Below are 23,356 nucleotides of genomic sequence, written 5' to 3'. Positions count from 1 at the left end.
GCTAGGCCGCCGCGGGGTACTCGTTCTCCGGGTCTTCCTCGACCGGGCGGCGCATCTCCTGCCGGTACCGCACGAAGCCGTACCCCGTGCCGACCACGAAGAACGCGACCGACAGCCACACCAGCACGGTCTTGACCCACGGGATCGCGTCCAGCAGGCCGGCGCCGTAGTAGCCGATCAGCACCAGCGTCGGCACCCAGAACACGCCGCCGATCGTGGTGGCGAGCATGAACCGCCGCGGGTCCATCCGCGCGGCGCCCGCGATGAGCGGCGCCAGCGTGCGGATCCACGGGATCCACCTGGCCGCCACGATCGCGAAGAAGCCCTTGCGGTCGAGGAACTCGCGCGCCCGTTCGAGGTTGTGCCGGTTCAGCACCTTGCCCCCGCGTCTGGCGATGAACCGCACCCCGGTCTGCTGCCCGATGTAGTAGCCGACCTGGTTGCCGACCACCGCGACGACGAGCGCGGCCCCGGACAGCAGCCAGGCGCTCGCGTGCGCCCCGTGCGAGGCGAGCACGACCCCGGCCGCGAACAGCAGCGAGTCCCCGGGCAGGAACAGCCCGATGATGAGCGCGCACTCGATGAACACGAAGCTGAGCACGATGACCCAGACCAGCAGCGGGCCGGCTGTGTTCAACCAGCCGACGCCGACGGCTTCGGACGCGGCGAAGTCGAAAGTCACCCGGAAAGCGTACGTGCCGCACGCAACCAACGGTCGACGGATCCGCGGAAAACAGGTGATCGTTACGGAACGCGGTCGCACACCGAACAGGGTGTGCGACCGCGGATCCGCTCACATTTGCGGCAGCGACTCGCCCTGAACAGCCTCGATGTCGAGTTCGATCTTGATGTTCGACCCGATCGCGGCGACGCCGGCACGCACCATCGCGTTGTAATTGATCGCGAAATCGTTCCGGTGCAGTTGCGTTTCCGCGTGGAACGCGACCCGCACCCCGCCCCACGGATCCGGCCCGTAACCGCCGTAGGTCAGGTCCAGCTCGATCGGCTTGCGCTCGCCGTGCAGCGTCAGCTCCCCGGCCAGCGTCCAGGTGTCGGCGCCGCGCTGCCGCAACCCGGTGCTGACGAACCCGATCACCGGGTAGGACTCGACGTCCAGGAACTCCGGCGACCGCAGGTGGTCGTCGCGCATCTTGATGCCGGTGTCGATGCTCGCGGCCTTGATCTCCGCCTCGACCCGCGACTGCTCGGCGGGGCGGCCGATCTCGATGCGGCCGCTGATGTCGGAGAACCGCGCCTTGATGCTGGCGATGCCAAGGTGCCGCGCGGTCGCGACCGCGCTGGAGTGCACCGGGTCGATCGTCCACGGCCCGGCCGGCGGCAGCTCGACCGCACCCGCCACCGGCGTCACCACCAGGTCGCCGAGCGAGCCAGACCCGTCCGATCCGATCTGCGCGGTCCGCGCCACCGGGGCGTACCCGGCGGCGGTGAGGACCGCGGTGTAGACGCCCGCGGGCAGCGGTGGGGTGACCACCGCTCCCGTCTCGTCGGCGACGGCGCGGGCGACCTGCTGGCCGCTCATGTCCGTCACGGTCAGCACCGCGTTCGCCACCGCCCAGCCCTCGGCCGTGCGGATCTGCGCGCGCAATCCGCTCATGAGTGCTCCACCCCGTTGTTCGCCGGGTCGCCGAGCTGGTCGAGGACCTGCTCGTAACCCAGCCGGACGTCGTGCTGGATGTCGCCGCCGCCGGGCAGGCTGACCTGGCTCGTCGCGGGCGGGTACCCGCTGGCGACCACGGTGTAGTCGCCCTCCGGCAGGTCGCTGACGACGTACTCGCCGTTCTCGTCGGTCCGCGCGACCGCGGCGACGTTGCCCTCGGCGTCCAGCACCGTGATCCGCGCGTCCGGCACCGGGCGGCCGCCGTCGGTGCGGGCGGTCCCGGCCAGCAGTACGGCGGGCGCGATCTCCACGTCCTGCTGCAGCACACCGCTCTCCGGCACGGTGATCAGCGACGCCACCGGGCGCATCCGGTCGGCGCTGGCGACCAGCGTGTAGGTGCCGGAGCCGACGCCGCGGAAGACGTAGCCGCCCTGGGCGTCGCTGATCGCGGCCCCGGTGACCTCACCACGCGAGTCGGTCAGCGTCACGGTGGCGCCGGCCAGCGGGGAACCCTTGCCCGCCACCCGGACCACACCGCTCAGCTCGCCCGACCCGATGAGGGTGAGGTCGAGCCGCGCGGGACCGTCCGCGACGACCACGCTGGCCGCCTGCGGCTGGTGCCCGGTCGCCGACACGATCAGCACGTAGGTGCCGCCGCCCGGCGCGGCGATGCGGTACCCGCCGTCACCGCCCGCGGTCGCCCGCGAGACCTGGCGGCCCCGCTGGTCGATCAGGGTCAGCGCGGCGCCGCCGACGGGGGTGCCGTCCTGGCGCCGGATGGTGCCGGTGACCGGCTGCCCGCCGGTGCCGAGGGCCTGGTCCGCCCCGGCGCTCGCGACCGCGTTCGTGATCGGCGCGGTCTGGGCGGCGAGCTGGTACTCGCCGTGTCCGTTGTCGCTCAACGCATGCCTCCCACCGACTAGCACGGGTTCGCGGTCCTCGTCGAACGCGGCGTCCGCGTCCGCCCAGGTGTCCGCTTCCGCTTCCGCCTTCGCCTTGTCGTCCGGCAGCAGCGCCTCGCCGCCCTCGACCGGCGGCGCGGGCGTGGCCGGGCCACCGGCCAGCGGGATCTCCCTCATGAACGCCAGCACGATCGCGGCGAGCAGGGCGACCCCGGCGGCGACGTAGAAGACGCCGTGCATCGAGTTGGTGAACCCGGTCAGGATCGGGACCTTCACCGCGTCCGGCAGGTTGTGCAGGCCGCTGGTGTCCGCCTGCAGCGCGCTCAGCTGGTTCTGGTCGAAGCCCGCGGGCAGGTTGCCGCCGAAGGCATCGGCGATCTTGCCCGGCAGCAGGTTGAACAGGATGGTCAGGAAGACCGCGACACCCAGGGTGCCGCCCATCTGCCGGAAGAACGTCGCCGACGCGGTCGACACGCCCATGTCGCGGCGCGGGCCCGCGTTCTGCGCGGCGATGATCAGCGTCTGCATGCAGCCACCGAGGCCGAGACCGATCAGCAGCGCGACGACCAGCGGCTGCCACAGCGGGCTGTCGTAGTGCACCTGCGCGTACAGCACCGCGCCCGCGGCGATCAGGACCGTGCCGACCACCGGCAGGATCTTGTAGCGCCCGGTCTTCGCGGTGATGCGGCCGGAGATCTGCGAACCGGTCATGATGCCCAGCACCAGCGGCAGCATCAGCAGACCCGCCTCGGTCGGCGAGTAGCCGCGCACGACCTGGAAGTACAGCGGGATCATGCTCAGCGCGCCGAACATGCCGAGGCCGACGAGCGTGCCGCCGCCGATCGCGACGCTGAACGTCGAGTTGCGGAACAGCCGCAGCGGGATCAGCGCCTCGTCCTTCATCACGTACTCGACGAAGAGGAAGAGGACGATGCCGAACGCCGCGACGGCGTAGCAGATCACCGACGTGGTCGAGCCCCAGCCCCAGGTGCGGCCCTGCTCGGCGACCAGCAGCAGCGGCACCACGGCGATGGCCAGCGAGACGGCGCCGAACCAGTCGATGCGGTGGTCCTGCCGCTGGTGCGGCACGTTCAGCACCCTGGCGACGACCGCCAGCGCCACGACGCCGATCGGGACGTTGATCAGGAAGATCCAGCGCCACCCGTCGAGGCCGGCCAGGTTGTCGAAGCCGGAGAACAGGCCGCCCAGCACCGGACCGAGCACGGTCGCGCTGCCGAAGACCATCATGAAGTAGCCCTGGTACTTGACCCGCTCGCGGGCAGGCACCACGTCACCGATGATCGTCATGGCCAGCGACATCAGGCCACCGGCGCCGAGGCCCTGGAACGCCCGGAACGCGGCCAGCTCGTACATCGAGGTGGCGAACGTGCAGGCGGCCGAGCCGATCACGAACAACGCGATCGCGGTCAGGTAGAACGGCTTGCGGCCGTAGATGTCGGACAGCTTGCCGTACAGCGGGGTCGCGATGGTCGCGGTGATCAGGTACGCCGTGGTCGCCCACGCCTGCTCGTCGAAGCCGTGCAGGTCGTTGGCGATCTTGACGATCGCGACGCTGACGATGTTCTGGTCCAGCGCCGCGAGGAACATCCCCAGCAGGAGTCCACTGAGGATGGTCAGGATCTGTTTGTGCGTCAGGCGCGGACCCTCGTCCGCGACGGCGCCCGCGACGGGCGCCGGTTGTTCTCTTGTGGAGCGTGTCATGCGCTTTCCCCCTTGCTGCGCGCCGAGATCTGGTCGGCGAGTTGTGGAGCGTGAGCTTCGATCCCCGTGTTGAGCCGGTCGAGGAGCCTGTTCAGGACGCGGCGCTCCTCCTCCGGCCACTCGGCGAGCACCTCGGCCAGCCACCGGTTGCGTTGCCTGCGGTTCTCCTCGAACACGCGCAGCCCCTCGCTGGTCGGCGCGAGCAGGCAGGCCCGTCCGTCCTCGGGGTCGGCGAGGCGCTCGACCAGGCCGTGCTGCACCAGCGAGCTGCTCTGCCTGCTGATCGTCGAGATCTCGGCGTGCAGCGCCTCGGCGAGCTTGCTCGTGCGCTGCGGCCCGTCGTGGACGAGCTGGAACAGGATCGCGTAGGCGGCGCGTTCGATCCCGTCCGGTCCGAGCTTCGCGACCTGCGACTTCGCCTTGGTGAGGAGCCGCATGAACCGGACGAGCTGCACGCCGAGCTCGTCGGCGATGTCGAGCTCGGTGTCCGTGAAGGCCGCTTCCTCTACGGGAGATGGCATGGCCGATCACTCTCTTCGTACGGGATGTCTTATTTGACCGAAGCAACTAGTTGCTCGTGTCAAGGATGCACCCGGGATAGTTGGTTGCGCCACTCAAATAACCCGTCTGTGGTCGACAACACTTTAGTTGCCGCAGGCAACTGATTTTCCGTGGTCGATCACTGCGGAAAATTTTTTCCGCACTGCGGACGTGATGGGCACTACCATAGATGCATGAGCACCGACGCTTTGCTGACGAAACTGCGCGCCGAGCTGGGCAAGGACGCTGTTCTGACCGATGCGGACGTCACCGGGAGCTACTCCCGCGACATGATGCCGCTGGCCCCCTCGGGCCGGCCGTTGGCGGTGGTGCTGCCCTCGGACGTCGAAGGCGTGCAGGCGGTCGTCCGGGCGTGCAGCGAGGCGAAGGTGCCGATCGTGCCGCGCGGCGCGGGCAGCGGGTTGTCGGGCGCCGCGAACGCGATCGACGGGTGCGTCGTGCTCGTGATGACCAAGCTGGACCAGATCGTCGAGATCGACGCGGGCAACCGGCTCGCCGTGGTCCAGCCGGGCGTGGTCAACCTCGACTTCCGCAACGCCGTGGAGAAGCACGGGCTCTTCTACCCGCCGGACCCGTCCAGCTACGACTGGTGCACGATCGGCGGCAATCTGTCCACCAACGCGGGCGGGCTGTGCTGCGTGAAGTACGGCGTGACCACCGACTCGGTGCTGGGCCTGGAGGTCGTGCTCGCCGACGGGTCGCTGCTGAAGACCGGCCGCCGCACCGTGAAGGGCGTGGCGGGCTACGACCTGGCGCGGCTGTTCGTCGGCAGCGAGGGCACGCTCGGGGTGATCACGCAGGCCACGGTCGCGCTGAAGCCGCTGCCGCAGGCGCCGGGCACGCTCGTCGCCGGGTTCGACACGACCGAGGCGGCCGGGACGGCGGTGGCGCGGACCGTGCGCGAGGGCCTGGTGCCGTCGCTGATGGAGATCATGGACGCCAGCTCGATCAAGGCGGCCGAGACGTATCTGAAGACCGACCTCGGCGCCGGTTCCGACTGCCAGGCGCTGCTGCTGTGCCAGTCCGACGCGGGCGGCGAGGTGGCGCGGCGCGAGCTGGCCGCGCTGGAGCAGATCTGCAACGACTGCGGCGCGACGATGACGTACGCGACGGACGACCTCGAAGAGGGCCGGATGCTGATGCAGGCGCGGCGGGTGGTGCTGACCGCGCTGGAGCAGTACGGCGTGTGGCTGACCGACGACGTGTCCGTGCCGCGGACGCGGATCGCCGAGCTGATCGCGGGCTGCCAGCGGATCAGCGAGGAGGTCGGGTTGCGCATCGCCGTGGTCGGGCACGCCGGCGACGGCAACATGCACCCGACGATCGTGTACCAGCCCGACGACGAGGACGAGTTCGCCAGGGCGCGGCGCGCGTTCGACGAGATCCTCGACGTGGGGCTGAAGCTGGGCGGCACGGTGACCGGCGAGCACGGCGTTGGCAAGATCAAGAAGGAGTGGCTGGAGCGTGAGATCGGCCCGGTGGGCATGCGCGTGCACCGGCAGATCAAGCAGGCGCTGGACCCGGAGAACCTCTTCAACCCGGGCTCGATGTTCTCGATGACGTGACGCTGCCAATCCGGGCTGGTGTACGGCGCCTTCGTGGTACACCAGCCCCATGACCCGGGTGTCAGTTCGCGAGCTCAACCAGAACACCGCAGGGGTCCTGGCTCGCGTGAAGAACGGCGAAGAAGTCGAGATCACCGAACGTGGCGCAGTGGTCGCTCGCTTGGTCCCGGCGCAGCCGGGTCCCCTCTCGGCGCTGCTCGCCACCGGCAAGCTGCGGCCGGCCACCTTGACCGGCCCGGTACCCCGGCCCACCGGGCCGGTCAGGACCGACCACGAAGCGGGCGACCTGGTCCGTCGTCTCCGGGACGACGAACGGTACTGATGATCCACCTCGGCACGGCTGCCCTGGTGAAGTTGATCCGGCGGGCGCCGGAAAGCGATGCGCTGGCGGATTGGCTGGCGACGGCGCAGGCGATCTTCGGCAGGCATCTGACCGCGTTCGTCACCTACGACAAGCGCTTGGCCGGATGCGCCCGGTCGATGGGACTACCGGCGATCGCGCCCGCCTGAGACGTGAGAAGGCCGCCGCACCGGAGCGGGTGCGGCGGCCTTCTTGTGTCTGCGTCAGCGCTCGATGCGCGGGATCTGCTGCGTGACCTCGGCGTCGGACTCGACCGGGCTCGCGGCGGCCGCCAGCTTCTTCTCGCGGCGGGCCTTCGCCCACTCGATGACGATCGGCACCACCGAGACCAGCACGATCAGGATGAAGATGGCCTCGATGTTGTTCTTGATGAACGAGATGTTGCCGAGCAGGTGCCCCAGCGCCGTGATGCCACCGGCCCACAGGATGCCGCCGATCACCGTGTAGGTGAAGTATTTCTTGGCGTCCATGCGGCCGATGCCGGCGATCCAGGTGATGAACGTCCGGACGAACGGCACGAACCGGGCCAGCACGACCGCCTTCGGGCCGTGCTTCTCCAGGAACGCGTGCGTCTTGTCGACGTACTCCTGCTTGAAGAACCTCGAGTCCGGGCGCCGGAACAGCGCCGGGCCCGCCTTCCAGCCGATCGCGTAACCGAGGACGTTGCCGAGCAGCGCCGCGACCGTCACCAGGGTGCAGACCAGCCACAGGGGCGCCTGGATCGAGCCCTGCGCGACGAACAGGCCTGCGGTGAACAGCAGCGAGTCACCGGGGAGCACGGGGAAGATGCTGCTCTCGATGAAGATGATCAGGCACAGCCCGAGGATCACGTACGCGCCGAACTCGGTCAGCAGGTACTCCGGGTTGAACCACTTCGGCATGAGAGCGAGCGTGGTCGCGGTCTCGGCGAGAATCACAGCACAAAACGGTACAGGGTGACCCTGTGTGCAGTATGTGGGCTCACAGGAGAGTGATGAGACCGATGACCGCGCCGGTCGCGAGACCGAGGAGCGCGGCGAGGCCGAGGACCCAGTAGGCGGGCAGGTGGCGGACCGGGGGAACGTTCCGGCGCGGCGCCTGCGGGGCGGGCCGCTTGGCCGGGTTTTCCAGTGCGGCGCGCTCGCGTTCCAGCGAGCTGGCGTCCGCACCGGACAGCAGGCCGAACTGCGGCCACCCGCCCGAGGGCGGGCCGGGGTGCGGCGCGCTGCGGGCCTGCGCCTGCAGCGCCTCGGCCAGCAGCCGTTCCGGGTCCTTCGGCTCGCTCACCCTGCACAGCGTAATCAACCGCACGGCACGATGGGCACATGCGTGAACTCGTCTACGTCTCGGAGGCGAAGCTCCGGCAGCTGCTTCCCGACCTGCCGAAGCGCGCCCGCGGCCTGCGGGACGTGGAGGCCGAGGTGACCACTCCGGTCGGCGGATTCAAGGTCGGCAAGGCGGCGCGTGAGGCCGAGCCGGGGCTCGCGGGCGCGGTCGCGCGGCTGGAGGCCTCGGAGCGGGCCCCGAAGTGGTTCGCCGACCCGGACGTGCGGCCCGGGCAGTGGGTGCACTTCGAGGCGCCGATGAGCTACGGCGTGGTGGTCGGCGCGGCGACCTTCCTGGACGTCGGCGAGCCCGTCGACGGCTACCCCTCCGGCGGGCAGCTGCGCCTGCTGCTGCACGGCTCGAGCGCCCACCTGCTCGGGGCCGGGCACCCGGAGCACCGGACCGGGCGGGACGTGACGTTCTCGCTGTGGCTGCACTTCACCCATGCGCTGCGCGAAGCGAACGTCGAGAACGGCCGGAGCGACCTCGACGACAACCAGCTGTTCCACGGGTGGCTGAAGCGGGTCCTGCGGTGGCTGGACCAGGAGTTCCAGCCGCGCTACACCGCCGCCTGGGTCGCCGGCTACGCGCGCGTCACCGCGCGGATCCCCACGCCGTCGGGCACGGTGCTGGCCGCGACGCCGCTCTACGTGGAGCACGTCGAGCCGCCCGCCTGATCAGGCGATCCAGGCGCCCTGCCGCAGCACCCGCTTCGGCCGGAGGTCGGCGTCCAGCACCACCAGGTCGGCGGCGAGCCCGGTGCGCAGCGACCCGAGCCGGTCGGCGAGGCCCAGCAGTTCGGCCGGGCGGCCCGAGGTCGCGCGGACCGCGTCGGGGATGGCCAGGCCGGCGCCCTTGACCAGGTTGCGGAACGCGGCGTCCATGGTCAGCGTGCTGCCGGCCAGCGAACCGGTGTCGGCGAGCGTCGCCACACCGTCCCGGACGTCGACCTCCAGCCGGCCAAGGTGGTAGCGGCCGTCGGCGGCGTCGGTGGCCGACATGGCGTCCGTGATGAGGATCGTGCGGCCGCGGCCGGCGTACCGGGCGGCCATCCGCAGCACGGTGGGGTGCACGTGGACCAGGTCGCAGATCAGCTCGACGGTGACGCGCTCGTCGTCGAGCAGGACGCCGATCGGGCCGGGCTCGCGGTGGTGCAGCGGGCGCATGCCGTTGAACAGGTGCGTCGCGACGGTCGCGCCCGCGTCGATGGCCGGGCGGATCTGCTCCTCGGTGCCGTCGGTGTGCCCGATCGCGGCGATCACGCCGGACTCGGCCAGCTGGCGGACCGCGCGGACACCGCCGTTCAGCTCCGGTGCCAGCGTCACCATGCGGACCGCGCCGTGACCGGCCCGCAGCAGGGCGTCGACGGTCGCCGCGTCGGGTTCGCGCAGCACCGCGGGGTCGTGGGCGCCGCAGCGGGCGGAGGCGATGAACGGGCCCTCCAGGTGGATGCCGGCCAGCTCGCCGTCCTCGACTAGTTCCCGCAGCACGGCCATCTGGTCCACCAGCGTGCGCACCGGATCGGACACCAGGCTCGCGAGCATCGTGGTGGTGCCGTGCCTGCGGTGGGCCTTGATCGCGGTGACGATCTCCTTCGCGTCGCCGCTGGAGAACGACCCGCCCCCGCCGCCGTGGCAGTGCGCGTCGACGAAACCGGGCACCACGTAGCACCCGCCGACGTCCACCTGGTCACCCGGCGGTGGCGTCCCGGTGCCGATGCCCGCGATCGCCCCGCCGGAGACCGCGAGCCAGCCGTCGTCCACCAGTCCTTCGGGGAGGGCGAGCCTGCCACCCGTCAGCACGAAACCCGTCACAGGCTCCAGCATATTGGTCTAAACCAGCTTAGGCACTCATGGCCTTCTGGAGAGCCTCCAGGGCCCGGCTCGCCGTGGACTTCACGGTGCCCTTCGAAATGCCCGCGACCTCGGAGATCTCCGCTTCGGAGAGCCCGCCGTAGTAGCGCAGGACGAGCACCTCACGTTGCCGCGGCGGCAGCTTCGACAGCGCGTTCACCACCGACTGGTGTTCGCTGGACAGCATCGCCAGGCTCTCCGCGGAGCGGGCGTTGACCACGTGCGGCGGCACGTACTCGCGGGCGGTCTTGCGGCGGCGCAGCACGCTGCGCGAGCCGTTGACGACCGCTGTGCGCAGGTAGGCGACCGCGGACGCGGCGTCGCGCAGCTTGCCCCAGTTGCGGTAGAGCCCGGTGAACGCCTCCTGCACGACGTCCTCGGCCGTGGCCGGTTCGTCGACGAGCAGGATCGCGAGCCGGACCAGCCGCATCCGGTGGATCTTGTAGAGATCCTCCAGCGTCAGCGGGCCCGCCGGCTGGGCCGGCGCGACCCCGTCCATGGTGCGCAAGTGCCCGAGCGTGCGTTCGACGCTGCGCTCCGCGCTGCCGTCCGGCATGTACTCCCGCCTGTCCTCGGCCTGACCGTTGTCCACGTGCTGTACACGCGGGAACCAGCGTATCGGTTGATTCACTTCACCCGGTAGCGTGCGGAGCAGGTACTCAGACGGAGGTGCGCATGGCCTGGTTCCTGGTGCAGACGGTTTACGACCAGGGGAAGTACGCGGAGGTCCGGCCCCGGCACCGCGAGTACCTCGCGAAGCTCGCGGCCGAGGGCACGGTCGCGGTGGCCGGCCCGTTCGCCGACGACTCGGGTGGCGTGTTCCTGATCCAAGCCGAGGACGCCGACTCACTCCAGGCCGTCCTCGACGCCGATCCGTACGTCGTCGAGGGCGCCCTGGAGAGCTTCACGGTGCGGGAGTTCAAGCCGACGCTGGGCGCCTGGGTTCAGTAGACGCCGCCGAGCTTGGTGTGGTCCCAGCTGACGACCTTCGTCGGCGTGAACACCAGCCCGACGCGCTTGGCCGCTTGTGCGGCGACCACCTCGGCGGCGAGCGACCCGCCGCCGTAGCGCTCCGCCATGGCCGAGCCGATCTCCGCCACGGACGGGGTGTCCTCGACGATCTCGACGTCGGCCTCGAACTGGACGCCGCGCAGCTTGTCGTAGGTGTCGCCGGTCTCGACGAGCACGGTGGCCTGCGGCAGCCGCTGCAGGTTCGCGACCTTCTGCGATTTGCGGTAGGTCCAGGTCGCGACCCCGTCGCCGCGCGGCACGTACCAGAGCGGCGCGAGGTGCGGGCGGCCGTTGGGGTTGATCGTGGCGACGTTGATGACCTTTTGTTCGGCGAGGAACGCGAGGACCTCGTCGGGGGTCATCTTGATCAGGTCGCGGCGGGACATGCGGGCCTCCTCAGTGGATCGCTGCCCGTCCACCATGCCCGGTGATGGCGGCTTCGCGCGCGCCGCGTGCCTTGATGTCCTCGAGCGCGGCCTTGTCCGCGGCGGGGACGCGGGTGCGCGCCCCGAGCTCGACGATCGGCGGGAGGAACGAGCGGAAGGCCTTGAGCACGCCGACCCACTTGGGCACGTGGATGACGCGGGCGCGCTTGAGGACGCCCGCCTCGATCTGGTCGAGGGCGACGTTCAGCGGGTAGGTCTTGCCGAGCAGGCCGGGCATGCCGGCGCGGAGCTTGCCGAAGACCGGGTGGGCGTCGGCGCTGTCGACCAGGTCGGTCTTGATCCAGGTCGGGTGGGCGACGCCGACCTTGACGCCCAGGTGGGCGACCTCGGCGCGGAGGCTGTTGGAAAACGCCTCGACGCCAGCCTTCGCGGCGGCGTAGTTGGCCATGCCGGGCGCGTGGGTGATCGCCGCGAGGGAGGAGATCGCCAGCAGGTACCCGCGGCGCTCGATGACGTGGGGCAGCGTGACGCGGAAGGTGCGCCACACGCCGAGCAGGTCGACCTCGATGACCTTTTCGAAGGCGGCGGGGTCGACGGAGCGGACGAAGCCGGTGGTGGCGATCCCCGCGTTGGCGATGACGATGTCGATGCCGCCGAAGTGCTCGACCACGCCCGCGGTGGCTTTTTCGAGGGCGTCCCAGTCGGTCACATCGGCTTCCCAGGACTTCGCGGAGTCCCCGATGCGTTCCGCGACCTTGCGCTGCTCGTCGGCTTCGAGCCCGACGAGGGCAACCTTGGCCCCCCGAGCCGCGAGACGCTCCGCGAGCCCGGCGCCAATGCCGCGCGCAGCTCCGGTGATGAGCACGACCTTGCCTTTTACGTTCGCCATGGACGGACCATATACCAACCTACCGGGAGTAAGCTACTTCTCAGTAGGGTGGATTGGTCTTTGTTGGTGGCGGTTCTCGGGGGCCGCGTCGCTGAGTGGGTGGTTCGCGGGGGCGCGCTCGTGGTGCTTCGTTGCCGGGTTGGTGGGCAGGCCGTTCGCGGGGGCGCGAGTGGCACCTCGGTTACGGGGGCCGCGAGTGGCACCTCCGTCATGGGGGCACGAGTGGGCATCTCGGCGGCTCACCGGTGGGCGCTTCGTGCGGCACGGCGTGACCGCTCGTGGGGCCGCGAGTGGGAATGTCGTGGCGCCACCGGTGGACACTTCACGAACGCGCGAGCGGACACCTCGCGGCCACACGAGCGGGCACCTCGACCGGACGGCGCGAGTGGGCACCTCGCAGCACCACCAGTGGACACTTCGCGAACGCGCGAGCGGACACCTCGCGGCCACACGAGCGGGCACCTCAACCGGACGGCGCGAACGGGCACCTCGTGGCAGCACCGGTAGACACTTCGCGAACGCACGAGCGGACACCTCATAGCCACACGACTGGACACCTCCTCGGCGCACCGCTGGGCGCCTCGCCCAGCCCAGGCACCAAGGGACGCCTCGCCGCCATGTGAATGGACACCTCGTGGCAGCACGAGTGGGCACCTCGCGCCTGAGGCGCGAGTGGGTACCTCACAGCCACACGAGCGGGCATCTCATCGCCGCACCACTGGGCACCTCGCACACGCGGGCACCGGTGGGCACTTCATGAACGCACGAATGAGCCGCTCGCCCCACACGGGGTCCCACTCGTGGCGTGCGGAATCACCAGCGCGCCCGACTGAGTCACTGCGCTGGAGGTGGTGGCCGGTCCTGCTGATGCGATCTGACCCTCGGCGGCCCAGTCGGGCCGACCCCGACCGACCCAGCTCAAGCCAGCCCGGCCCAGCCCGGCCCAGCTCAAGCCAGGCCAGGCCAGGCCAGCCCGAGCCAAGCCAGGCCAGCCCGAGCCAAGCCAGGCCGGGCCAGGCCAAACCCAGGCGGGGCCAAACCCGGGCGGGGCCGGGCCGGGCCAACCCAATCCGGCCAGCCCGGGCGCCCCAGGCCCACCAACCCACCTACTGCGAAGCGTCATCCAAAACAGCCAGCTCCTCCGCACCAAGACGCAACTCCACCGAGGCCAGCAAATCCGTCAACTGCTCCACATTCCGGGCACTGGCGATGGGCGCCACGACAGTCGGCTGCGCGGCCAGCCATGCCAGCGCGACCGCGGCCGGGGAGGTTCCGTGCGCGGCCGATATCTCGTCCAGCGCCTCCAGCACCCGCTCGCCCCGGTGGTCCAGGTACTCCACCGCCTTCTCGGCGCGTGGGCTGCCGCTCGCCTCGCGGCTGCGGTACTTGCCGGTCAGGAAGCCGCGCGCCAGGCCGAAGTAGGGCAGCGTCGCCAGGCCCTCCCGCGCCACGAGCGGGGCCAGCTCCTGCTCGTACCCGCGCTCCACCAGGTTGTAGTGCGGCTGCACCGCGACATACCGGGCGAACCCCTCGCGGTCCGAAATGGACAGCGCCTCGGCCAGGCGCGAAGCACTGTAGTTCGACGCCCCCAGGTGCCGCACCTTCCCGGCCCGCACCAGCTCGTCGAACGCGCCCAGCGTCTCCTCCAGCGGCACGTCCGCCACATCGCGGTGGGCGTAGTACAGATCCAAATAATCAGTCTGCAACCGGCGCAGCGAATCCTCCGCCGCCTCGCGGATGTTCTTCGCGCTCACCCCCGGCCGCGCCGCCCAGCTGCCCACCTTCGTCGCGATCACCACGTCATCCCGGCGACCACGGCGCTTCAGCCACCTGCCGATGATCGTCTCGGATTCGCCGCCCGAATTGCCCGGGATGCGGGCCATGTACACGTCCGCCGTGTCGATGAAGTTGCCGCCGGCGGCCGCGTACGCGTCCAGCACGGCGAAAGACTGCTCCTCGTCCGCCGTCCAGCCGAACACGTTGCCCCCGAGGTTCAGGGGGAACACCTCCAGATCACCGATTTTCGCCATGTTGCCAACGTAGAGGAATGCACCGGCCACCCGCCGGAGTTGAGACGGTCATGGCTATCGAACTCGGCAAGATCGGTATCTGGCGGGGCTGGCACCAGCTGAACGCGGACCTGGCACGCGAAGCCGAACGCCTCGGCTTCGGCGCGATCTGGATCGGCGGCTCCCCCGACGGGCAGCTGACCATCGTCGACGAGCTGCTGGACGCGACGGAGAACATCAAGGTCGCCACGGGCATCGTCAACATGTGGAAGGACGACGCGGCCACGGTCGGCGCGTCCTGGAACCGAATCGAGGCCGAGCACCCCGGCCGCTTCCTCCTCGGCGTCGGCATCGGCCACCCGGAGGCCCACCAGGAGTACCAGAAGCCCTACGACAAGATCGTCGACTACCTCGACGGCCTGGACCAGGCAGGCGTGCCGGTCGCCGCACGCGCGCTGGCCGCACTCGGCCCGAAGGTGCTCAAGCTCTCCGCCGAGCGCACCGCGGGCGCGCACCCTTACCTCACCACGCCGGAGCACACCAAGGAAGCCCGCCGCGTCCTCGGTGACGGCGTGCTGCTGGCGCCCGAGCAGAAGGTCGTCCTGGAGACCGACCCGGCGAAGGCCCGCGCCATCGCCCGCCCGACCATCGAGCACCCCTACCTCCACCTCGTCAACTACCGCAGCAACCTGCTCCGCCACGGCTGGTCCGAGGCCGACCTGGACAACGGCGGCAGCGACGCGCTGATCGACGCGCTCGCCCTGCACGGCGACATCGACTCGATCGCCGCAGGCATCACCGCCCACCTCGACGCCGGCGCCGACCACGTCTGCGTCCAGGTCCTCGGCGACGACCCGCTGCCCGGCTACCGCGCCATCAGCGAAGCCCTGCTCTCCTGACCCGCTCCAGACCGCCGAAGCCGCTCCGCCCGCACCAGGGTGGAGCGGCTTTTCTCACTTGATCGTTCCCGACCTCCGCGGCAGAGAGCCAGCACACTGTCCTCGCACCGCCGACCTCGTACGATTCGGGCAAGGAAGGCGAACCACAGCTAGGAGGACCAACGATGCCCATCGCCACCCCCGAGGTCTACGCGGAGATGCTGGACCGGGCCAAGGCGGGCGAGTTCGCGTACCCGGCGATCAACGTGACCTCGTCGGAGACCCTCAACGCCGCCCTGCGCGGGTTCGCCGACGCGGAGAGCGACGGGATCATCCAGATCTCGACCGGTGGCGCCGAGTTCGCTTCCGGCACCCGGGTCAAGGACATGGTGACCGGCGCGACCGCGCTCGCCGAGTTCGCGCACGTCGTCGCCGAGAAGTACCCGGTCAACATCGCCCTGCACACCGACCACTGCCCCAAGGACAAGCTGGACGGCTTCGTCCGCCCGCTGATCGCCCTGTCCCAGGAGCGCGTCAACAAGGGCCAGAACCCGCTGTTCCAGTCGCACATGTGGGACGGCTCGGCCATCGACCTGGACGAGAACCTGGAGATCGCCACCGAGCTGCTCGCCAAGGCGGCCGCCGCGAAGATCATCCTCGAGGTCGAGATCGGCGTCGTCGGCGGCGAGGAGGACGGCGTCTCGAACGACATCAACGAGAAGCTGTACACCGCCGAGGGCGACTTCGTGAAGACCGTCGACGCGCTGGGCACCGGCGAGAAGGGCCGCTACCTGCTGGCCGCGACCTTCGGCAACGTCCACGGCGCGTACAAGCCGGGCGCGGTCAAGCTGCGCCCGGAGGTGCTCAAGCGCGGCCAGCAGGTCGCCGCCGAGAAGCTGGGCCTCGCCGAGGGCAGCAAGCCGTTCGAGCTCGTCTTCCACGGCGGCTCCGGCTCGCTCCTGGAGGAGATCCACGAGGCGGTCTCCTACGGCGTGGTGAAGATGAACATCGACACCGACACCCAGTACGCCTTCTCCCGCCCGATCGCCGACCACTTCTTCAAGAACTACGACGGCGTCCTGAAGATCGACGGCGAGGTCGGCAACAAGAAGACCTACGACCCGCGCAGCTACCTCAAGGTGGCCGAGGCCGCGATGGCCAAGCGCATCGTCGAGGCCGCCGAGCACCTCAAGTCGGCCGGCCAGAAGCTCAGCTGACCGCGACCTCCCGGTGGGTCCTCACGCGGGTGAGGGCCCACCAGAGGACCGGCAGGCCGACCAGCACCACCAGGGCAGGCCAGTAGGCGAACGGCGGCGCGGACTCGGTGTGCGCGTCGCCGAGCAGCCACGGCCGCAGCTGCGCCTGCAGCCACAGCGCGCCGTACCCGAAAGCGGTCACCAGCAGCCCGCCGACCAGCGGCGTCAGCACCCGGTGCGCCCGCCCGATCCGGAACGCGACGTCCACCGCGAGCCCGACCGCGAGCAGGTAGAACGGGATCGCCGAGGCCGGGAACGTGCCCACGACCAGCAGCGGCCAGATGATCGCGCGGTAGGCCACATAAGCCGCGGCCACCGCGGTCGCCGCCCACGCGCGGCCGATCGTGTGCCGCGCCAGCGCCAGCACCAGCGCGGAGACCCCGATGCCCCACAGCGGGTAGACCCAGTCGGCGATCGGCATCGCGAAGTGCAGCACCGCGACCCGGTCGACCGGGTGCCCGATCTGCTCGGCGGCGAAGCTCAGCAGCGACGGCTCGGCCTCCGGCGCGCCGCGCTCCCACGCCCGCAGGCTGATGATGCCGTACTCCTGCTGCCCGTTCGGGAAGAACGTGTTCTCCAGGAAGAACACCCACAGCCCGGTCAGCACCAGCGTGCGGAACCGGCCCGGCGGCGCGGACTTCAGCCAGCCGTCGATGACGCCGGCGAGCATCACGCCGGTGCCGATGTAGAGCAGCATGTGCGTGGGGCTCCACGCGGTCAGGTCGAGGCCGCTGACCCGGTGGTTGATGACGTCCAGCGGCGCGGCGATCAGGAACATCACCAGGCCGGCCTGCATCAGCCGCAGCGACCGGCGGTCGCAGCCGAGCCCGGTGTAGCTGTGGATCGCGACGAGGACGATGACGATCCCGGTGCCGACCGTGTTGATCAGGTGCGGCGGCGCGAAGTCGTCGCGGATGAACTTGAAGTGCCACGACATGTCCCAGGACGAGCCGAGCACCTTGAAGGTGAACGCGACCAGCCACATGCCGTAGGCGAACCGCAGCACCCACTCGGGCGTCGGCTGCCCCGGCACTCCGCGCACCCAGTGGGTGGCGAAGAAAAGCTTGGTCTTGCCGATGGGTCCGCGCGGCACGGCGACACCCTCGGCGGCCCCCTCGAGCGCCTTCGTCATGCGGACATCATCCACGGTCGGCCCGGCGGGGCGGAGCGAGATGCCGGAATTTCAGGGTTCACCCTGAGGCGTGACACGCTTGCGTCCGGGGGCGGCGGCGGGCATTGTGTCCGCCCGTGATGCCGAAACGTCTCGTCGCCACGATCCTGATCGCCGCTCTCGTCCTGCTCGGCAGCGGGGTCCTCGCAAGCCTGTTCGTCTGAACCGCCGATACTGGGCAGCATGACGAACCTGCTGGAACCCGACCCCACCCGGCTGCCCGAGCGCGTGGACGCGCAGGCCGCGATGGACGCAGGCACCGACCCGTCCGACGTGGCCGCCGAGCACCCCGACTTCAGCGAGGCCTGGGCGGCGCTGGCCGAGCGGGCGCTGGAGGCGGGCGAGTTCGTCCCCGCCTACGCCTTCGCCCGCACTGGCTACCACCGCGGCCTGGATCAGCTGCGCCGCGCCGGGTGGAAGGGCTTCGGCCCGGTCCCCTGGGACCACCGCCCGAACCAGGGCTTCCTGCGTGCCCTCGCCGCCCTCGCGAAGGCCGCCCAGCGCCTCGGCGAGACCGAGGAGTACGAGCGGTGCCGGAAGTTCATCGCCGACTCCGACCCGGCGGCCGCCGCGGCGACCGGCCTCCAGTAGATCCGGACCATCTAGAACGCTCCACAGTTGGTTGGTGCCGCCTTCCCCGCGAACCGGCCTTCCAGCCAGGCGAAGGCGGCCGGGTAGCCGGCGACGGCGCCACCGACGTGGGTCGGCACCGCGAGCGTGTCGAACTGCACGGTGGCGCCCTCGCCGCACCAGTTCCGGGCCATGGTGCGGCCCTGCTCGTAGGGCACGATGTCGTCCAGCGCGCTGTGGACGACGTACATCGGCACCTCCGGTTCGAGCGTCCCGATCCGCTGCTTCTCGACGACCGACGCGTACGGCTCCTCGGCCAGGTACTCGCCGATCGAGCGGCCGTCGACGGTCAGGTCGGCGGTGCGGGTGAACGCGTGGTTCACGATCGACTCGGCGGTGCACTCGTTCTCGACCTGCGCTTCGAGCGCCTTGCCCCGGTCGTTGAGGACGTCGGTGATGCGCAGCTCGGGGTAGGCGTAGTTGACGCTCGCGACCGCGAACATCAGGAAGCCGACGGCGTAGGCGCCGTCCAGGCTGCGGCCGACCGCGGCGAGGTCCGCCGGGACCGCGCCCGCGTAGGCGCCCTTGAGGTCCAGCTCCGGCGCGTAGGACGGCTGCAGCTCGGCGGCCGCGGCGGACGCGCCACCGCCCTGCGAGTAGCCGGCGATCGCGACCGGTCCGTCGGCGGGCACGCCCGGCAGCTGCTGCGCCGCGCGGATCGAGTCGAGGACGGCGTGGCCCTCGGCCTTGCGGTTGACGTAGGTGTGCACGCCGGGGGTGCCGAGGCCCTCGTAGTCGGTGACGACGACCGCGTAGCCGCGCGCGAGCAGGCCGGCGATGAACGGGCCCTCGTACTCCCCGCCCGCGGCGAGTGCCTTCGACGGCGCGCACTGATCGCCGAGCCCCTGCGTGCCGGGGGCGTAGGCGATGAGCGGCCGGTCGCCCGCGCCGTGCCACGGCGTCTTCGGTGTCAGCACGGTTCCGGTGACCGCGATGGCGTCACCGTGCGTGTCCGTGCTGCGGTACATGATCCGCTCGACGTCGGCGGGAGCGCGGAGCAGTTTCACCGGGTCGAGGAAGAACTCGCTCGGCGCGTGACGGATGATGGCCCCGTTGTCACTCGGCAGGGTGGCCGGCGGGTCGTAGAAGTCAGCGGAGGAGGTCACGGCGACGGCGGGCGTGGTCGTCAACGACAGCGCGGCGACCGCCGCGGTCACGATCGCCACGAGCCGGCGATTCGAAAGGCGCATGAACGCTCCCCGGTGAGCTATTTTCCGACAGCTATGTCGGAAAAGGATTGTGGTGAGGTGGCAGGCATGTCAATGCCCCGAAAGCGTGGCCCCGGCAGGCCCCGGAAGCTGCCGGTCGCCGAACAGCGCGCGCTCGTGCTCGCCGCGGCGGGGCACGTGTTCGCCACGAGCGGCCTGCAGGGCGCCACCATCGAACAGATCGCGCGTGACGCCGGCCTGACCCGGCAGGCGGTCTACGAGCTCTACGGCGACAAGAACGCGTTGTTCGCGGCCGTCGTCGAACAGGCGGAGGAACAGGCCTACGCGGCGATCGCCGCGGCCGGCGCGAGCGACGCCGATCTGGACCTGAAGAGCTGGGCGCGCAAGAACTACGCGAACCTGTTCGACTTCGTCGCCGGGCACCCGGACGCGCTGCCGCTGTTCCAGGAAGCCGAGCGCACCGGCAATTCCGCGTTGTCCCGGCTGCGGAAGCGGCTGGCCCTGGTCTACACCGAGGCGAGCGGGCAGCGGTGGGCGGAGTTCGGCGTCGAACCGGGCCGGGCGGACACCGCGCTGGTCACGATGTACTTCGCGATGGTCGAGTCGCTGGTGCGGCTCAACTGGAACGGCGACGCGCCGGACCGGGACGCGTTGATCGACCTGCTGACCGAGTTCACGATCGGCGGCGTGCTGCGGCTGTACAGCCAGGCGCCGGAGGTCATCGCGCGCGTCCGGTAGGTGTCCAGGATGCGGGAACCGGGGCAGCGGCGCGAGGTCTTTCCGTAGCGTCGAAGGCATGGCGCCGTCTCAGCTCGCGATCGTGGGGGCGGGGCCGCGTGGCGTCGGCGTGCTGGAGCGGCTGTCGGCGAACGCGGCCGAGTTGCTCGGGCCCGCGGGGCTGGTGGTGCACCTGATCGACCCCTTTCCGCCGGGCGCGGGACGGATCTGGCGGTACGAGCAATCGCCGCTGCTGCGGATGAACTCGATGGCCGAGGACGTCACGATGTTCACTGACGACACGGTGACGATGGACGGGCCCGTGCGGACGGGGCCGTCGCTGTGGCAGTGGGCGCAGGAGGTGCGCGCGGGGCGGATCCGCTACGACGTGCCCGAGGACCTGCGGGACGAGCTCGCGGCGTTGCGCGGAACGTCTTTTCCGACGCGGCGGCTGGCGAGCGCCTACCTGGACTGGGTGTACCGGCATGTGCTGGCCGGGCTGGCGCCGGGCATCGAGGTGGTGGAGCACCGCACGCGCGCGACGCGGATCGACGAGACACGCGTGTGGCTGGACGGTGTGGACGAGCCGCTGGACGTGGACGTCATCGTGCTGGCGGTGGGGCACCTGGACGCCGAACCGGGTTCGGGTGAGCGGGAACTGGCGGAGTTCGCGGCCGCGCACGGGCTGGCGTACTACCCGGCGGGGTACACGGCCGACGTCGACTACCAGCACGTCGCGCCGGGTGAGCCGGTGCTGGTGCGCGGGTTCGGGCTGGCGTTCGTCGACCTGATGCTGTTGCTCACCGAGGGCCGCGGCGGGCGGTTCGAGGAGCGGTCGGGCGGGCTGGTCTACCACCCGAGCGGGGCGGAACCGGTGCTGCACATCGGTTCCCGGCGCGGGGTGCCGTACCACGCGAAGCCCGGTTACCGGTTGCAGGGATCGGCGCTGCGCCTGCCGCGGTTCTTCGGCCCGGAGCGGGTTGCGGAGCTGCTGGGGCGGGACCGGCACCTCGACTTCCGCGCGGACGTGTGGCCGCACGTCGCGAAGGAGCTGGCGTGGGGGTACTACAGCGAGCTGTTCACCGGTCATCCGTCGCGGGTGTTGATGTCGTTCGAGGATTTTTCCCGTTGTTTCGCGGAGTTTTCCTGGGACAGCGCGGAGATGCGGGCGCTGGTGCGGCGGGCGGTGCCTGCCGAGGAGGACCGGCTCGACCTGGAGCGGCTGGACCGGCCGCTGGCGGGGCTGCGGTTCGAGACGGCGGAGGAGTTCGGGAAGCACCTGAGGTCCTATGTGGAGGCCGACCTGGCGCGGCGGGCGGATCCGGCGTATTCGGCGGATCTGGGCGCGTTCATGGCTTTGTTGTCGGCGTACCAGCAGATTCCGGCGCTGACCACGTCCGGCGCGCTCGATGTGTCCGATGTGGATGGCTGGTGGCACGGGTTCTTCTCGTACTACGCGAGCGGCCCGCCGCCGCGGCGGTTGCACGAGTTGCTGGCGTTGCACCAGGCCGGGGTGGTGTCGTTCCTGGGGGCGGATGTCTCGATTTCGCTGTCGCCGGAGGGGTTCGTGGCGTCGTCGGGTAGCTTCCCGGGTTCGGTGACGGCCCGGACGCTGATCGAGGCGCGCCTGCCGACGCCCAGCGTCTCGCGGGCGTCGGACGGTTTGCTGGCGCAGTTGCGGGGCGCGGGCGAGCTGGCGGAGGAGCACGTGCGGGACCTGCCGTCGGGCCGCATCTCGACGCGGGTGTCGGACGGACGGTTGCTGGACGCGGCAGGCCGGCCCCAGTCGCGGCGTTTCGCCTTGGGCCCGCACACGAGCGCCCGCTCGGCGGCGGCGTTCACCCGCCCACGCACGAACGGCCCGTCATTCCGCCAGAACGACGCGGCGGCGCGGGAGATCCTGCGGCTGGTGGCGTGATTTACAGGCCGCAGCGGGGGCGGGTGCCGGGCGCGGCGGATGCCTTGCGCAAGGCAGCGGCAGAGGCGGCGGGGCGGGGCGCGGCGGGCGCCGGGCGCGGCCGGGGCGGGGTGCGGCGGGCGCGGCAGGTGGCGGGTAAGGCAAGTGCCAGCCACAGTACGGCGGCGCGGGCCGCGGCGTGTGCCCATCGCGGCGGCCGCACTTGCGGCCTGCGCCGGCCGGGGGTTCTGGGCCTGCTGGGGTGCCGGGCCAGCCAGGGTGCCGCGCCGGCCAGGGTGCCGCGCCGGCCAGCGCGCCGGGCCAGCCAGGGCGCCGGGCCAGCCAGGGTGCCGGGCCAGCCAGGGCGCCGGGCCAGCCAGGGTGCCGCGCCGGCCGGGGTGCTGCGCCGGCCGGGGGTTCTGGGCCGGCCAGGGTGCCGGGCCAGCCGGGGTGCTGCGCCGGCCGGGGTGCCGGGCCTGCCGGGATGCCGGGGTGCCGGGCCAGCCCGGGTTCTGGGCCGGCCGGCTACGGGCGCGGGCCGGAATGGCTGGCGCAGCGGGGTTGAGTTCTCGGGTCCTGCGCTCGAGGGCCGCGGGATGGGGCAGGCCGCCGCTCGGGTACCAGCGGGCGGCGGCCTGCCACCGGCCCCGGGCGTGAACGTCCCGGTTGCAGTTCCGGGGCCGGCTCGTCCAGCATTCACCACCGGCAGACCGGCCCTCGCGCGGGACGCTGCCCACCGCGCTACTGACGCACCGCCCCAACCCCGGCGCGGTGGGCCGCGATCTTCGCTCGTCCCACCGCCGATCCCTGGCTCAGCAGCGGTCCAGCATCTCCGTCAACGCCGCCTTCTCCGCGCTGTCGATGGTCAGCTGCCACTCGTACTTCACGTCGATCCACATCTTCGCGTAGGTGCACCAGTAGCCGGTGAGCGGAGGCTTCCACTCGTCGGGCGACTTGTCGCCCTTGGCCTGGTTGACGTTGTCCGTCACGGCGATCAGCTGCGGGTTGGTCAGGTCGTTGGCGAACGCCTCGCGCTTGGCGGTGGTCCAGGCCGACGCGCCGGTCCGCCACGCGGCGGCCAGCGGCACGACGTGGTCGATGTCGACGTCGGAAGCGGCGGTCCAGGTCGCGCCGTCGTAGGGGCTCTTCCACGTGCCCGACGTGGCGGCGCAACTGGAATCGGTCACGACGTTCGTGCCGTCCCGCTTCAGCACGACCTCGCGGGTGTTGCAGCTGCCGCCCTGGTCGTCCCAGTGCGGGAACTTGTCGCGCGAGTAGCCGGTGGACGTGCCGTCCGCCTGGACGGTCAGCGCCGCCAGCTCGGAGCGGGCCGTGGTCTCGGACGGGATGTTCGGCGGCTCCGCCACCGCGGTGCCGGTCGCGATGCCGGTGGTGAGCAGGGCCGAGAGACCGAGGACGATCAGCGAGTTTCGGGCGATGCGCATGGGTGCCGCCT

24 protein-coding genes are annotated in these 23,356 nt (G+C 70.9%); 10 read left to right on the top strand and 14 right to left on the bottom strand.

Features of this window, described 5'->3' with window-relative positions:
• Window position 1: 1 nt before the first annotated feature.
• The 4 genes from ABZ215_RS03850 to ABZ215_RS03835 all read right to left on the bottom strand — a co-directional run bounded on the left by ABZ215_RS03850 (window position 2) and on the right by ABZ215_RS03835 (window position 4,763).
• Complete coding sequence (locus ABZ215_RS03850) at window positions 2–682, bottom strand: DedA family protein (RefSeq protein ID WP_020418411.1); 681 nt, start codon at window positions 680–682, stop codon at window positions 2–4.
• A 111-nt stretch (window positions 683–793) separates the two neighbouring features.
• Window positions 794–1,615: a YceI family protein gene (locus tag ABZ215_RS03845; protein WP_020418412.1), complete on the bottom strand. Its 822-nt coding sequence runs from the start codon at window positions 1,613–1,615 to the stop codon at window positions 794–796.
• On the bottom strand, window positions 1,612–4,242 hold the full coding sequence (locus ABZ215_RS03840) for an MFS transporter (protein ID WP_354947580.1): 2,631 nt from the start codon (window positions 4,240–4,242) through the stop codon (window positions 1,612–1,614). Before ABZ215_RS03840 ends, ABZ215_RS03845 begins: the two co-directional genes overlap by 4 nt.
• Window positions 4,239–4,763, bottom strand: coding sequence for a MarR family transcriptional regulator (locus ABZ215_RS03835; protein ID WP_020418414.1), 525 nt, complete (start codon window positions 4,761–4,763; stop codon window positions 4,239–4,241). Before ABZ215_RS03835 ends, ABZ215_RS03840 begins: the two co-directional genes overlap by 4 nt.
• Before the next feature lie 213 nt (window positions 4,764–4,976).
• On the opposite strand from ABZ215_RS03835, the gene ABZ215_RS03830 reads away from it, so the two are divergent.
• The 3 genes from ABZ215_RS03830 to ABZ215_RS03820 are packed head-to-tail and all read left to right on the top strand — an operon-like array spanning window position 4,977 to window position 6,878.
• Window positions 4,977–6,368 (top strand): FAD-linked oxidase C-terminal domain-containing protein, encoded by a 1,392-nt coding sequence (locus ABZ215_RS03830; protein ID WP_354947578.1) that lies wholly within the window; start codon window positions 4,977–4,979, stop codon window positions 6,366–6,368.
• A 49-nt stretch (window positions 6,369–6,417) separates the two neighbouring features.
• Window positions 6,418–6,690, top strand: a complete 273-nt coding sequence (locus ABZ215_RS03825) for a type II toxin-antitoxin system prevent-host-death family antitoxin (RefSeq protein ID WP_272882121.1) — start codon at window positions 6,418–6,420, stop codon at window positions 6,688–6,690.
• Window positions 6,690–6,878 (top strand): hypothetical protein, encoded by a 189-nt coding sequence (locus ABZ215_RS03820; RefSeq protein ID WP_354947575.1) that lies wholly within the window; start codon window positions 6,690–6,692, stop codon window positions 6,876–6,878. The genes ABZ215_RS03825 and ABZ215_RS03820 overlap by 1 nt, the downstream gene beginning before the upstream one ends.
• 54 nt (window positions 6,879–6,932) lie before the next feature.
• On the opposite strand, the gene ABZ215_RS03815 is transcribed toward ABZ215_RS03820, so the two are convergent.
• Both ABZ215_RS03815 and ABZ215_RS03810 read right to left on the bottom strand, forming a co-directional pair.
• Window positions 6,933–7,646 (bottom strand): VTT domain-containing protein, encoded by a 714-nt coding sequence (locus ABZ215_RS03815; protein WP_354947573.1) that lies wholly within the window; start codon window positions 7,644–7,646, stop codon window positions 6,933–6,935.
• A gap of 43 nt (window positions 7,647–7,689) precedes the next feature.
• Complete coding sequence (locus ABZ215_RS03810) at window positions 7,690–7,995, bottom strand: hypothetical protein (protein ID WP_020418418.1); 306 nt, start codon at window positions 7,993–7,995, stop codon at window positions 7,690–7,692.
• A 38-nt stretch (window positions 7,996–8,033) separates the two neighbouring features.
• Between ABZ215_RS03810 and ABZ215_RS03805 the strand changes: the two genes are divergently transcribed.
• Entirely contained in the window at window positions 8,034–8,711 is a 678-nt protein-coding gene (locus ABZ215_RS03805) for an SAVMC3_10250 family protein (protein ID WP_354947571.1), read from the top strand.
• Here the strand turns inward: ABZ215_RS03805 and nagA are convergent, their stop codons facing one another.
• Together nagA and ABZ215_RS03795 are read right to left on the bottom strand one after the other, a co-directional pair.
• Window positions 8,712–9,836 carry an N-acetylglucosamine-6-phosphate deacetylase gene (gene nagA / locus ABZ215_RS03800; RefSeq protein WP_027935930.1) on the bottom strand — a complete coding sequence of 375 codons (1,125 nt, stop codon included), beginning with the start codon at window positions 9,834–9,836 and terminating at the stop codon, window positions 8,712–8,714.
• 40 nt (window positions 9,837–9,876) lie between these two features.
• Complete coding sequence (locus ABZ215_RS03795; protein WP_026153625.1) at window positions 9,877–10,443, bottom strand: SigE family RNA polymerase sigma factor; 567 nt, start codon at window positions 10,441–10,443, stop codon at window positions 9,877–9,879.
• Between the two features lie 119 nt (window positions 10,444–10,562).
• On the opposite strand from ABZ215_RS03795, the gene ABZ215_RS03790 reads away from it, so the two are divergent.
• Entirely contained in the window at window positions 10,563–10,838 is a 276-nt protein-coding gene (locus ABZ215_RS03790; protein WP_020418422.1) for a YciI family protein, read from the top strand.
• Here ABZ215_RS03790 and ABZ215_RS03785 read toward each other — a convergent pair.
• The 3 genes from ABZ215_RS03785 to ABZ215_RS03775 form a co-directional block, all read right to left on the bottom strand.
• Window positions 10,832–11,284 (bottom strand): TIGR03618 family F420-dependent PPOX class oxidoreductase, encoded by a 453-nt coding sequence (locus ABZ215_RS03785; RefSeq protein WP_020418423.1) that lies wholly within the window; start codon window positions 11,282–11,284, stop codon window positions 10,832–10,834. The two genes, ABZ215_RS03790 and ABZ215_RS03785, sit on opposite strands and share 7 nt — an antisense overlap.
• A 10-nt stretch (window positions 11,285–11,294) precedes the next feature.
• Window positions 11,295–12,173 carry an SDR family oxidoreductase gene (locus ABZ215_RS03780; protein WP_354947569.1) on the bottom strand — a complete coding sequence of 293 codons (879 nt, stop codon included), beginning with the start codon at window positions 12,171–12,173 and terminating at the stop codon, window positions 11,295–11,297.
• Window positions 12,174–13,279: 1,106 nt separating this feature from the next.
• On the bottom strand, window positions 13,280–14,203 hold the full coding sequence (locus ABZ215_RS03775; protein ID WP_354947567.1) for an aldo/keto reductase: 924 nt from the start codon (window positions 14,201–14,203) through the stop codon (window positions 13,280–13,282).
• A gap of 50 nt (window positions 14,204–14,253) precedes the next feature.
• On the opposite strand from ABZ215_RS03775, the gene ABZ215_RS03770 reads away from it, so the two are divergent.
• Together ABZ215_RS03770 and fbaA are read left to right on the top strand one after the other, a co-directional pair.
• Window positions 14,254–15,081, top strand: a complete 828-nt coding sequence (locus tag ABZ215_RS03770) for an LLM class F420-dependent oxidoreductase (protein ID WP_354947565.1) — start codon at window positions 14,254–14,256, stop codon at window positions 15,079–15,081.
• A gap of 164 nt (window positions 15,082–15,245) precedes the next feature.
• Complete coding sequence (gene fbaA, locus ABZ215_RS03765; RefSeq protein WP_020418427.1) at window positions 15,246–16,277, top strand: class II fructose-bisphosphate aldolase; 1,032 nt, start codon at window positions 15,246–15,248, stop codon at window positions 16,275–16,277.
• On the opposite strand, the gene ABZ215_RS03760 is transcribed toward fbaA, so the two are convergent.
• Window positions 16,270–17,448 carry a hypothetical protein gene (locus tag ABZ215_RS03760; protein WP_020418428.1) on the bottom strand — a complete coding sequence of 393 codons (1,179 nt, stop codon included), beginning with the start codon at window positions 17,446–17,448 and terminating at the stop codon, window positions 16,270–16,272. The two genes, fbaA and ABZ215_RS03760, sit on opposite strands and share 8 nt — an antisense overlap.
• Before the next feature lie 222 nt (window positions 17,449–17,670).
• Here ABZ215_RS03760 and ABZ215_RS03755 point away from each other — a divergent pair, with 222 nt between their 5' ends.
• Entirely contained in the window at window positions 17,671–18,078 is a 408-nt protein-coding gene (locus tag ABZ215_RS03755) for a DUF3151 domain-containing protein (protein ID WP_020418429.1), read from the top strand.
• A gap of 11 nt (window positions 18,079–18,089) precedes the next feature.
• Here the strand turns inward: ABZ215_RS03755 and ABZ215_RS03750 are convergent, their stop codons facing one another.
• Complete coding sequence (locus tag ABZ215_RS03750; protein ID WP_354947563.1) at window positions 18,090–19,307, bottom strand: lipase family protein; 1,218 nt, start codon at window positions 19,305–19,307, stop codon at window positions 18,090–18,092.
• A 135-nt stretch (window positions 19,308–19,442) separates the two neighbouring features.
• Here ABZ215_RS03750 and ABZ215_RS03745 point away from each other — a divergent pair, with 135 nt between their 5' ends.
• Both ABZ215_RS03745 and ABZ215_RS03740 read left to right on the top strand, forming a co-directional pair.
• Entirely contained in the window at window positions 19,443–20,024 is a 582-nt protein-coding gene (locus ABZ215_RS03745; protein WP_027935932.1) for a TetR/AcrR family transcriptional regulator, read from the top strand.
• 58 nt (window positions 20,025–20,082) lie between these two features.
• Window positions 20,083–21,921: an FAD/NAD(P)-binding protein gene (locus tag ABZ215_RS03740; protein ID WP_354947561.1), complete on the top strand. Its 1,839-nt coding sequence runs from the start codon at window positions 20,083–20,085 to the stop codon at window positions 21,919–21,921.
• 791 nt (window positions 21,922–22,712) lie between these two features.
• On the opposite strand, the gene ABZ215_RS03735 is transcribed toward ABZ215_RS03740, so the two are convergent.
• Window positions 22,713–23,345, bottom strand: a complete 633-nt coding sequence (locus ABZ215_RS03735) for an HNH endonuclease family protein (protein ID WP_027936665.1) — start codon at window positions 23,343–23,345, stop codon at window positions 22,713–22,715.
• Window positions 23,346–23,356: the final 11 nt, after the last annotated feature.

Source organism: Amycolatopsis sp. NPDC006131 (assembly GCF_040614175.1).
In the GTDB taxonomy this organism is placed as follows: domain Bacteria; phylum Actinomycetota; class Actinomycetes; order Mycobacteriales; family Pseudonocardiaceae; genus Amycolatopsis_E; species Amycolatopsis_E tucumanensis.
This window is presented reverse-complemented; position numbering and strand designations above follow the sequence as displayed.